This is a genomic window from uncultured Sphingomonas sp. (assembly GCF_946477935.1).
Taxonomy (GTDB): Bacteria; Pseudomonadota; Alphaproteobacteria; order Sphingomonadales; family Sphingomonadaceae; genus Sphingomonas.
The window spans coordinates 1-6,398 of the sequence record NZ_CAMLAC010000210.1; the positions used below are offsets into that span (position 1 = coordinate 1).

The window sequence follows — 6,398 nt, forward strand, 5'->3', positions numbered from 1 at the left end:
CTCGCGCCCCAGCCCCACGACCATCGCCAGCGTCAGCACCGCGCCGATCACCGCCGGCCAACGCCGCTTCAGAGTCTTCAGCGGCACCAGCCCGGCCAGATCGGCCGGCACATCCGCGATACGCTGCGATGTCATACGCCCGTCCCGATCAACAGAGTTCTTCACCAGGATTCTGTTCAACGCTTCATCGCTCGAATGGCGCGCGGAACCCGCGAGCCGTTATCCATGAAATGCGTCGTACGTGTGACCGCAAACGATCGCAATGGAGCGCCAGCGGACGATTGCCTCGCCTTCTGGACACCCTTAATCGCCAGACGATGCCCGCGCGTCACGTCCTTACTTATGCTCAAGCACTTCGCGGCGGCGTGGAGCGGGCGCAGCTTCGTCTCATCCGCGGATGGCTCGATGCCGGACGCGATGTGACGTTGCTTTTGGGCGAGGAAGGCGGCGCCTTTGCGGGCGAACTGCCCGACACGCTGCGGCCGATTCGCTGCGGCCGGCTGGCGGTTGCGCTGCCCCGCACCGTCGCCGATCTGCGCCCGGACATCCTGTTCTGCCCGGGCAACCATTATACCGGGCTCGCCGCCTGGACGCGCCTGCGCCTGGGGCCCGATTGCCCGCCGATCGTCGCCAAGATGTCGAACGCCTGCCACCGGCCGGATTTCGCCGCGCCCGTCCGCTGGGGTCATGCGCGCTGGCTGGCCGCGCACCGTCACTTCCTCGACGGCCTCGTCGCGATGACCCCGGCGACCGCCGCGGAGGCGACCGCCGCCACCGGCATGGCTGCCGCTGTCATCCCCAACCCGCCCGCCCCGACGCCGCCGGTCCGGTCACCACCCGCGCGGCGCACGATCGTGGGGGTCGGCCGGCTGGAGCCGCAAAAGCGCTGGGACCGGCTGATCGCGGCGCTGCCGCACCTGGACGACGATATCCGGCTGGTCATCCACGGCGAAGGCAGCTTGCACCCGCTGCTGGAGGCACAGATCGCCCGCGCCGGGCTGCAGGACCGCGTCGCCCTGCCCGGCCATGCCGCCGATCCGCTGGCGGCGATGATGGAGGCGCATGTCGTCGCGCTGGTCTCCGATTATGAAGGGGTTCCCGGCGTGCTGCGCGAGGCGCTGTCGGTCGGTCGCCCGGTCGTCGCCACGGCTTCGTCGCCCGCCGTGGCGGAGATCGTCGCCACGCCCTTGCACGGCACCGTCGTCGACCGGGACGATGCACGCGCGCTCGTCGCCGCATTGCGCCACTGGCTCACCCTGGGCACGCCCATGCCGCACCCCGTCGCGCCGCCCGGCCACGACGCGCCCGCGCGTTATCTGGCGCTATTCGACCGGATCGTCGCCATCCGTTGACCCGTCGCGTTCTTCCTCCCGCTCGGACGAGCGTTCCAGCGCGGTCTTGATCGCGGCGGTCATCGGATCGGCCAGCGCCAGCCCCAATATGCCGAACAGCGTGCCCGCCATGATCTGCGCACCCAGTGTCAGCGCGGGCGGCAGGTCCACGGTCTTCTTGGCGACGATGGGCAGCAGGACATAGCCGTCGAAGGTCTGCACGATCACATAGGTGCCGATCGCCCACAGCCCCGTATCCACGCCGGACGAGAAGCCCACGGCGATCATCAGCGTGCCCGATATGAAGGCGCCGATATTGGGAATGAACGCCAGCAGCCCGGTCAATATGCCCAGGATCATCGCCATCGGCACGCCGCCGATCATCAGCGCGACCCCGGTCAGCACCCCCTCGATCGCCATGCCCAGCAACCGCCCGGCGAGCAGCCGGCGCAGCACCTTGGCCATGCGCTCCAGCACCAGCCCGAACTCCGCCCGGTTGGCGCGCGGCACCATCCATTCCAGTCCGCGCTGATAGGCGCGCGGGTCCATCGCCACGAACAAGCCGACGACCAGGATCATGAACAGGGTGGTCAACGCGCCCACCGCGCTGCCCAGCCACGCGGTGATCCGCCCGATCGATCCCATCGCCTGGCGCGCCAGCCCGCTGACATCCGAAGCGCCGGGCATCAGCCCCTGCGCGCTCAGCCAGCTCGTCACCTTGTTGGCCTGCTCCTCCAGCGTGGAGCGAAGCTGCGTCACCTGCTTCGTCACTTCCACGCCCGTCAGGTAGAAGGTGCCGAGCAGGAACGCGACGACCAGCAGGCATATGATCAGTAACCGCCAGCCGCGCCCGATCGGCAGCACCCGGCCAAGCAGCCGCACGCCCCCGTCCAGCACGGCTGCGAACACCAGCCCGGCAAAGATGATCAGCAGCGGCTGGACCAGCAGCACGATCAGCGCCAGCGCCGCGGCCAGCCCGATCCAGATCGACGCCCGCTGCAGTTCACGGCGCGCGTACGTGCTTCGCCACTCCAGCGGTGCCGCCTCCGTCACGTCCGGCGCGCCGCCAGCCGGCCGATCGGTCATGGCTTCGTCTCGACCGGGTGCAGCGACGCGCCCGCCCGGCCGGAGCGCAGCGACCCCCACCAGGTCAGCGGGTTCAGCGTCGCGTCGCCGTCCAGGCTGAACGTCACGAACTCGGCCCGCCCGCCCAGATTTTCATAGGGCACCGCGCCCCCCAGCCCCAGTTCGGACAGCGCGAAGCGGCTGTCGGCGGAGCGGTCGCGATTATCGCCCATCAGGAAGACATGGTTGGCGGGAATACGGATGGGCCCGTAATTGTCACCCGGGCTCCACCCCAGTTCCACCGTGTCGTAGCGGCGGCCGTTCGGCAGCGTCTCGGTCACGATCGGCAAGTGGCACACCTCGGTGCCGTCGGCGCGGGTGATGCGCGCCTCCTCGCCATAATCCTCGGCCTTGCACGGGCTGTTGGTGTCGACGGGGATGTCGTCATAATGCACCGCACCGCGACCCACCGGCTTGCCGTTCAGGATCACCGTGCCGTCGCGCACCTCCAGCCGGTCGCCCGGCAGGCCGATCACGCGCTTGATATAATCGTTGCGCGTGCCCGGCGGCGTCACGATCACCACGTCGCCGCGCGCCGGCAACGATCCGAACAGCCGGCCCTGGATGAAGGGCAGTTGCACCGACCAGCTATCCTCGGGCTGGCGCAGCACCAGCCCCTTGAAGATCGCGACCGGGTTCGGAATCGTCGGCGACACGAACGACCAGCCATAGGCGAATTTGGACACCACCAGCCGGTCGCCGACCTGAAGGCCTGGCAGCATCGATTCGGAGGGGATGTAGAACGGCTTGGCGATAAAGCTGTGGAACCCCAGCACGATCAGGATCAGCCAGAAGATCCCCTTCACCTCGCCCCACCAGTCGGTGCCGGTCCGCCCGTGCGTGTCGGCCGCACGTGTCTCAGGCGTGCCCGCGCTGCTCGGCTGGGGTGCCTGATTGCCGTCCAACACCGCGTCCTTCATGGATTGGCTTCCGGTATCGCCTCGATAATCACGAAGGCCTGCGCCCAGGGATGATCGTCGGTCATGGTCAAGTGAATATGTGCGCCGTGGCCCGCAGGGATCAGCGCGTCAAGTCTCGCTTTCGCGCCACCCGTCAGGGCCAGTGTCGGCGCTCCCGAAGGGGCGTTGACGACCCCGATGTCGCGCATGAACACGCCGGCGGCAAACCCTGTCCCCACCGCCTTGGAAAACGCCTCCTTGGCGGCGAAGCGCTTGGCCAGCGTGCCCGCCTTGGTGAACGGTCGCCGCGCCGCGCGCGCCAGTTCCACCTCTGTAAACACACGATTCTCGAACCGCGCCCCGAACCGCTCCAGCGAATGCGCGATCCGCTCGATCGAACACAGGTCCGACCCCAGCCCGATAATCACCGGGCCGCATCCATTTCGGCCCGCATTCGCCGCACCGCTTCGCCCAGCCCGGTGAACAGCGCCTCGCCGACCAGGAAGTGCCCGATATTCAGTTCGCGAACCTGCGGAATGGCGGCGATGGCGGCGACATTGTCATAGGTCAGGCCATGACCGGCATGCACCTCGATGCCGTTCTTCGCCGCCAGTGCCGCGGCATCGGCCAGCCGGCGCAGTTCCTCGGCACGCGCCTCGCCCTCCAGCTCGGCATAGCGCCCGGTATGCAGCTCCACCACCGGCGCGCCCAGCGCGATCGCCGCCTCGATCTGGCGCGCATCGGGCTCGATGAACAGCGACACGCGGATGCGCGCGGCGCTCAGTTCGCGCACCAGCGGCGCCAGATGATTATGCTGCCCGGCCGCGTCCAGCCCACCCTCGGTCGTGCGCTCCTCGCGCTTTTCCGGCACGATGCAGGCGGCGTGCGGGCGATGCTTCAGCGCGATCGCCAGCATCTCGTCGGTCGCCGCCATCTCCAGGTTCAGCGGGATGGTCAGCCCTTCCGACAACCGCGCGATATCGTCGTCGGTGATGTGCCGCCGATCCTCGCGCAGATGCGCGGTAATGCCGTCCGCGCCCGCCTCCGCCGCCAGCAGCGCGGCGCGCACCGGATCGGGATATCCCGCCCCGCGCGCGTTCCGGACCGTCGCGACATGGTCGATATTGACCCCCAGCCGCAGATGCCCGGCCATCAGGCGGCGGCCCGGCTGCCCGGCTTCACCGCCGGGATCGCGGCCAGTTCGGGCGGCAGGGCGTCGGGATCATAGGTCGGCACGTCCAGCCGGATCAGCGGAAAGAAGGGCACGCCCAGGTCCGCCGTCCCGTTCGAACGGTCGACCAGCGCACCCGCCGCGATCACCCGGCCACCGGCCGCCTCGATCGCGACGATCGCCTCGCGCCCCGACAGCCCGGTGGTGACGACATCCTCCATCATCAGCACCTCGGTGCCCGGCTCCAGGCGAAAGCCGCGACGCAGCTCGAACGTGCCCGTCGGCCGCTCCACGAACATCGCCTCCACGCCCAGCGCACGGCCCATTTCGTGCCCGACGATCACGCCCCCCATCGCCGGCGACACCACCGCCGCGATCCGCGCCTTCAGCTCGGCCGGAATACGCTCCACCAGCGCCTCCGCCAGCCGCGCGCCCCGCCGCGGGTCCATCAACACGCGCGCACATTGCAGATAGCGTGACGAACGCAAGCCGGACGACAGGATGAAATGCCCTTCCAGCAGCGCCTGTGCGGCGCGGAATTCGGCCAGCACGTCGTCGTCGGTCATCTTCGGGCTCCGGCAGTTGCGGCGGCCGTCATAGGCATGCCCGCAACGCCGCGCAACGCGGCCTGCGGGGGATTTTGGCCGTTGATGGCTTGAGGGATGGCGCCTCCATGCTATAGCTGTCCGCAAAAGGCGGCTTCCTGCGTTCGCAAGGTCCAAAAACGATACGCCTGGCGCATGGGAGAACAACTGGGGTGACCATTGGCATGCGCATTTCGGGTTTGAAGGGATTGGCGATCGCGGCGAGCCTTGCCTGTACGGGCTTGGCCACGATTGCTGGCGCCGCGGCGCCGCAGGCGGCGGCCGAACCGGCCGGCGTGTCGAACACCGCCCCCACCTCTGCCGCGGCCCCTGCGACCGCCGCGCCCACCAGCCCGCTGCTCGCCCAGAACGGCGCGCCCGCGACCACGATCCAGCCCGGTATCGGCATTCCCGTGGACGGCGAAATGGGCCTGCAGCCGCAGGTGACCAAAAATGGCGAGTTCGCGCACTGGATGCACAATGCCGTGCTGCTGCCCGTCATCACCGCCATCTGTCTCTTGGTGCTGGCGCTGCTCGGCTGGGTCGTCGTCCGCTATCGCCGCGCGGCCAACCCGATCCCGTCCAAGACCAGCCACAACACCACGATCGAGGTGCTGTGGACGCTGCTGCCGGTGCTCGCGCTCGTCGCCATCGCGGTGCCCTCGATCGGGCTGCTCCAGGCGCAGTTCAAGCCCGCCCCCGCCGGCGCCGTCACGCTGAAGGCGATCGGCAACCAGTGGTATTGGACCTATCAATATCCCGATCACGGCGGCATCGAGCTGACCGCCAACATGCTGAAGGAGCGCGGCGAAGTCGCGCCGGGCGAGCGGTTCCGCACCGATGCCGACGGTCCCCGCCTGCTCGCCGCCGACAACCGCGTCGTGCTGCCGGTCGGCGTGCCCATCCGCCTCATCACCACCTCGAACGACGTCATCCATAGCTGGGCGATCCCCGCCTTCTGGATGAAGCTGGACGCGGTGCCCGGCCGCCTGAACGAGACCAGCTTCACCATCGAGAAGCCGGGCCTGTATTTCGGCCAGTGCTCGGAACTTTGCGGCCCGCGCCACGCCTATATGCCGATCGCGGTGCAGGCCGTGCCGCCCGCGCAGTTCGCCGCCTGGGTCCGCGCCAAGGGCGGTCAGATGCCCGGCAGCGTCGCACCCTCGTCCGCGGTGATCCCGCAGCCGGGCGCCGACACCTCGGCCGGTGCGCAGGAGGCCGCGAACGCCGCCGATGCCGCCACCGGTCCGGCCGACAACGCCGCCACCGAAACCGCTCCCGCCACTAC

7 protein-coding genes are annotated in these 6,398 nt (G+C 69.1%); 2 read left to right on the plus strand and 5 right to left on the minus strand.

Features of this window, described 5'->3' with window-relative positions; genetic code table 11:
* Positions 1-317: 317 nt before the first annotated feature.
* The gene (locus tag Q0U08_RS16455) at positions 318-1,352 is read left to right on the plus strand and encodes a glycosyltransferase (RefSeq protein ID WP_298092674.1); all 1,035 of its coding nucleotides are present in this window, start codon (positions 318-320) and stop codon (positions 1,350-1,352) included.
* Here Q0U08_RS16455 and Q0U08_RS16460 read toward each other — a convergent pair.
* From Q0U08_RS16460 to pyrE, 5 genes are read right to left on the minus strand one after another with little or no spacing between them, the layout of a single operon-like run.
* Positions 1,323-2,417, minus strand: coding sequence for an AI-2E family transporter (locus Q0U08_RS16460; RefSeq protein WP_298092675.1), 1,095 nt, complete (start codon positions 2,415-2,417; stop codon positions 1,323-1,325). The two genes, Q0U08_RS16455 and Q0U08_RS16460, sit on opposite strands and share 30 nt — an antisense overlap.
* Complete coding sequence (lepB, locus tag Q0U08_RS16465) at positions 2,414-3,376, minus strand: signal peptidase I (protein ID WP_298092677.1); 963 nt, start codon at positions 3,374-3,376, stop codon at positions 2,414-2,416. The genes Q0U08_RS16460 and lepB overlap by 4 nt, the downstream gene beginning before the upstream one ends.
* On the minus strand, positions 3,373-3,783 hold the full coding sequence (acpS, locus tag Q0U08_RS16470; protein ID WP_298092679.1) for a holo-ACP synthase: 411 nt from the start codon (positions 3,781-3,783) through the stop codon (positions 3,373-3,375). Before acpS ends, lepB begins: the two co-directional genes overlap by 4 nt.
* Positions 3,780-4,508, minus strand: a complete 729-nt coding sequence (locus tag Q0U08_RS16475) for a pyridoxine 5'-phosphate synthase (protein WP_298092681.1) — start codon at positions 4,506-4,508, stop codon at positions 3,780-3,782. The genes acpS and Q0U08_RS16475 overlap by 4 nt, the downstream gene beginning before the upstream one ends.
* Complete coding sequence (gene pyrE / locus Q0U08_RS16480) at positions 4,508-5,092, minus strand: orotate phosphoribosyltransferase (RefSeq protein ID WP_298092683.1); 585 nt, start codon at positions 5,090-5,092, stop codon at positions 4,508-4,510. The genes Q0U08_RS16475 and pyrE overlap by 1 nt, the downstream gene beginning before the upstream one ends.
* 203 nt (positions 5,093-5,295) lie before the next feature.
* Here pyrE and coxB point away from each other — a divergent pair.
* A partial coding sequence (gene coxB / locus Q0U08_RS16485) for a cytochrome c oxidase subunit II (RefSeq protein ID WP_298092685.1) occupies positions 5,296-6,398 on the plus strand: 1,103 nt, incomplete at its 3' end.